Source organism: Nguyenibacter vanlangensis (assembly GCF_013376155.1).
Classification (GTDB): domain Bacteria; phylum Pseudomonadota; class Alphaproteobacteria; order Acetobacterales; family Acetobacteraceae; genus Gluconacetobacter; species Gluconacetobacter vanlangensis.
Window position 1 is genome coordinate 1 of sequence record NZ_JABXXP010000264.1, and the last position, 3,851, is coordinate 3,851.

The 3,851-nt window shown below is 69.0% G+C and carries 3 protein-coding genes, 1 pseudogene and 1 riboswitch; of the genes and pseudogenes, 3 read left to right on the forward strand and 1 reads right to left on the reverse strand.

What is annotated here, in order from left to right; all coding sequences use genetic code 11:
- Positions 1-375 (reverse strand): annotated as a pseudogene (locus HUK84_RS12040) (phosphomethylpyrimidine synthase ThiC); the annotation flags it as partial.
- Between the two features lie 69 nt (positions 376-444).
- Positions 445-553: riboswitch (TPP riboswitch) on the reverse strand.
- A 288-nt stretch (positions 554-841) separates the two neighbouring features.
- Here HUK84_RS12040 and HUK84_RS12045 point away from each other — a divergent pair.
- The 3 genes from HUK84_RS12045 (at position 842) to HUK84_RS12050 (ending at position 3,701) form a co-directional block, all read left to right on the forward strand.
- Positions 842-2,212, forward strand: coding sequence for a sugar porter family MFS transporter (locus HUK84_RS12045; RefSeq protein ID WP_176640506.1), 1,371 nt, complete (start codon positions 842-844; stop codon positions 2,210-2,212).
- A 115-nt stretch (positions 2,213-2,327) separates the two neighbouring features.
- On the forward strand, positions 2,328-2,456 hold the full coding sequence (locus HUK84_RS23550; RefSeq protein WP_281362804.1) for a VOC family protein: 129 nt from the start codon (positions 2,328-2,330) through the stop codon (positions 2,454-2,456).
- 99 nt (positions 2,457-2,555) lie between these two features.
- Complete coding sequence (locus HUK84_RS12050) at positions 2,556-3,701, forward strand: aminotransferase class I/II-fold pyridoxal phosphate-dependent enzyme (protein WP_176640507.1); 1,146 nt, start codon at positions 2,556-2,558, stop codon at positions 3,699-3,701.
- Positions 3,702-3,851: the final 150 nt, after the last annotated feature.

The window sequence follows — 3,851 nt, forward strand, 5'->3', positions numbered from 1 at the left end:
ATTATCCTCGCTCCGCACCTGGCGGGGCGCCGCCACGGGCTCGGCGTCGCCCCGGCGGACGATCCAGGATTCGCGCACCCGATCCAGGCCGCGCGTGATGTCGATCGTGGCAAGCGGGTCGGTATAGGGACCCGAGGAATCGTACAGGGTCACCGGCGGCTCGCCCGCGCTGGGATGCAGGTCGACCTGGCGGAACGGCACGCGCAGGCCGGGAAACAGCACCCCGGACTGATAGACCTTATGCCCGCCCGCCCGGGGCCCGACGGTGACGTCACCGGTCGCGGGTGCCCGCGTCGGCCGGCGCGGCGCGGCATCCGCCGAAACCGTGCCCGCACCCGCGTCCGAAAAGGCGTCTTTGGGGTTATGAATGTTCATGGCGCGTTCCTCGTTGGCGTTCGAGGGGCCGCGCCGGCGCGAAATGTCATTCCCGCAACGCCGTCCCGGCGCCGCGCTCAATTCCCATCCCTTCGCCGGCATGACCCGGATCAGGTTCGACGGGTCAGGGGCTCGCCCCTCTCTCAGCCGCCCTGATGCGACTCCCCGGAGAACAGGACGAACCATAGACCCCCCGCCACGGGGCGGGTCAAGCCCGATCCATCCCGCCTCCCCATCCAGGCTTCCGGCCACGGCCCGATGCGGCGTCACATCCGCGAGACCGCCTTGGCGCGAGACCACCTTGGCCCGAGCCCCCCAGGCCCGCTCCCCGCGGGCGAAAACCGGCGCAGCAGGTTCCCCCCGGGTCGGCGTTTCTTCATCACAAATGCGTCGGCAGGCGGCAAGCCGCGCCTTTCTGACCGTGTTATTGTTTGATTTTCGTACGGTCGTTTCATAGATTGCAGGAATGAAACAAGAAAACCGATCAAACGCCAATTTGATTGTCGACGTGATTGCGGGAATTTCAGCCGCCGGTGGGTTATTATTCGGTTATGATACCGGCATTATTTCCGCCGCACTGTTGCAGATCGCACCGCAATTCCATCTGGGCATTGCCGGGCAGCAGATCGTCACCTCGGCGATCATCGCCGGCGCCCTGCTGGGCTGCATGGGCTCGGCCCCGCTGTCGGACTGGGGCGGCCGCCGGCGCACCGTGATGGCGGCGGCATGCGTCTTCATCGTGGGCACCGCGCTGGCATCGCTGGCCAACAATGTCGTGATGCTGACGCTGGCCCGCTTCGTGCTGGGGCTGGCGGTCGGCGCGGCGTCGCAGATCGTGCCGCTCTATATCTCGGAACTGGCCCCTGCCGCGCGGCGCGGACGGCTGGTCGGGATGTTCCAGCTGGCGGTGGTGTCGGGCATCCTCGTCTCCTTCATCACCGGCTACGTGCTGCGGCACGAAAGCTGGCGGCTGATGTTCGGGCTGGGCATCATTCCGGCGGTGGTGCTGCTGCTGGGCATGGCCTTCCTGCCCAACAGCCCGCGCTGGCTGGCCATGCGCGGCGATTTCGAGGGCGCGCGCGGCGTGCTGCGCCGGGTCCGTCCCACCCACAACGTGGCCGAACGCGAATTGCAGGACATCATCGACGCCCATGACCGGCAGGCCCCCTGGTCGGAACTGGGCAAGCCGTGGATCCGGCCGGCCCTGGTGGCCTCGGTCGGCGTCGCGCTGCTGTGCCAGCTCAGCGGCATCAACGCGGTGCTGTATTACGCGCCGACCATCTTCTCCGGCGCCGGTTTCGGCCAGGGCTCGGCCCTGCTGACCTCGGTGGCGGTCGGCGTGGCGATGATCGCCGCCACCCTGATCGGCAATTGGGCAGTCGAGGCCATCGGCCGCCGGGCCTTGATGCTGCGCCTGCTGCCGGGGGCCAGCGTGGCCCTGTTCGTCCTGGCCGTCCTGTTCCAGAGCGGCCGCACCGACGGGCTGCATGCCTGGCTGATGGTCGTGGCGCTGCTGGCCTATGCGGTCCTGAATGTCGGCAGCCTGTCGGTCGCAATCTGGATCGTGGGGGCCGAGGTCTATCCCCTGTCGGTACGCAGCAAGGGCACCAGCCTGGTCGCCGCGTCCCATTGGGGGGCGGACCTGCTGATTTCGCTGACGACCCTGTCCTTGGTCCAGTCGGTCGGCGCCGGCGGCACCTTCCTGCTGTTCGGCGCGATCAACGCGCTGGCCTTCCTGTTCGTGCTGCGCTTCGTGCCCGAGACCAGGGGCCGGTCGCTGGAAGAGATCGAAGCCAGCCTGCGCGAAGGCAGCTTCGCCCGCCCGCCCATCGCATAGGCGGCATGGCGACAGGGGGCCCTCTCGGACGACCGGCAGGCGCGAAACCCGGGCAAGCAGCCTGACCGCCCGGGATTGCGACGCGCTTCACGCCCGCGCCAGGAGCGGGGTGGCGATGATCCTGACGGACATCGCCGACAGGCCCTATGGCGGCCGGGCCGTTTCATGCCGCGATCCCGAGGACCATATCCGGCATGTCGGCAGCCAGCGGATCCCGTTCGAACGGACTCGTTTGAACGGGTGAAGATGCGCTACGACCCGTGGGGCGGCCGGCCTTGTTCCCCGCACCGCCACCGATTAAGCCGGGCCGACCCGCCTTTCGCCTCTTGTCCTGGATGCCACGATGACCGTCCCCCGGATCGATCCGTTCCACGCCGTCACCCTCAGCACGCTCGCGCATCGCCTGGCCGCCGAGGGACGCGACATCGTGCATATGGAATTCGGGCAGCCCTCGACCGGCGCGCCCAAGGCCGCGATCGCCACGGCGCACCGCGTGCTGGACAGTGATTCCATGGGCTATTGGGAAAGCCCGCCGCTCAAGGCGCGCATCGCCCGCCATTACCAGGAAACCTACGGCGTGACGGTAACGCCCGAGCAGATCTGGCTGACCTGCGGCGCGTCGCCGGCCTTCGTCATGGCGCTGCTCTGCTGCTTTCCGGTCGGCGCGCGCGTGGCGCTGGCCCGTCCGGGCTACGTCGCCTATCGCAACACGCTGCGCGCGCTGCATCTCGAACCGGTCGAGATCCCCTGCGGCCCCGATGCGCGCTTCCAACTGTCCGCGGCGGCCCTGGCCGCGCTCGATCCGCCGCCGGCGGGCGTCATCCTGGCCAGCCCGGCCAATCCGACCGGCACCGTGCTGTCGGCCGGAGAAATGCAGGCCATCACCGCGCTATGCCGCGCGCGGGGCATCCGCATCATCTCCGACGAGATCTATCACGGCCTCAGCTATGTCGGGCCGGTGCGCTCGGTGCTGCAGGACGAGCCCGAGGCGCTGGTGGTCAACAGCTTCTCCAAATATTTCAGCATGGCGGGCTGGCGGCTGGGCTGGCTGGTGGTGCCGCCGGCGCTGATCGACGCCGCCCAGACGCGGGTGGGCAACATGTTCCTGACCCCGCCCTCGCTCAGCCAGCATGCCGGCCTGGTCGCCTTCGACTGCCGCGAGGAGCTGGAGGGCCATGTCCGCATGTATCGCCGCAACCGCGACCTGATGCTGGAACGGCTGCCGGCGCTCGGGGTCTCGCGGATCGCCCCGCCGGACGGCGCGTTCTACATCTATGCCGATATCGGCCACCTGACGCAGGACAGCCTGGCCTTCTGCACGAGATTGCTGACCGAAACCGGCGTCGCCACCGCGCCGGGCCTGGATTTCGATCCGGTCGAGGGCAATCGCTTCATGCGGTTCAGCTTCGCGGTCTCGACCGACCGGCTGGAAGAGGCCCTGGCGCGCATGACCCCCTGGTTCGCCCGCGCGCATGAGGACGCGCGGTAGACACGCACGGCAAGGCGGACCGGCAAGGGACGGGCCGGCTATGCGGACGCCCGCGACTCTCCCGCCCCTTGGTCCACTCCCTGGTCCGCCAGGTCCAGCACCTGCACCCCGTCCAGATCCAGCGTCGTGACGCGCGGCGGCGTCGCGGCG

Excerpts from the sequence above, each read along its gene's own strand:
- HUK84_RS23550 (WP_281362804.1), top strand. The coding sequence starts at position 2,328 with ATGATCCTGACGGACATCGCCGACAGGCCCTATGGCGGCCGGGCCGTT.
- HUK84_RS12045 (WP_176640506.1), top strand. The coding sequence starts at position 842 with ATGAAACAAGAAAACCGATCAAACGCCAATTTGATTGTCGACGTGATT.
- HUK84_RS12050 (WP_176640507.1), top strand. The coding sequence starts at position 2,556 with ATGACCGTCCCCCGGATCGATCCGTTCCACGCCGTCACCCTCAGCACG.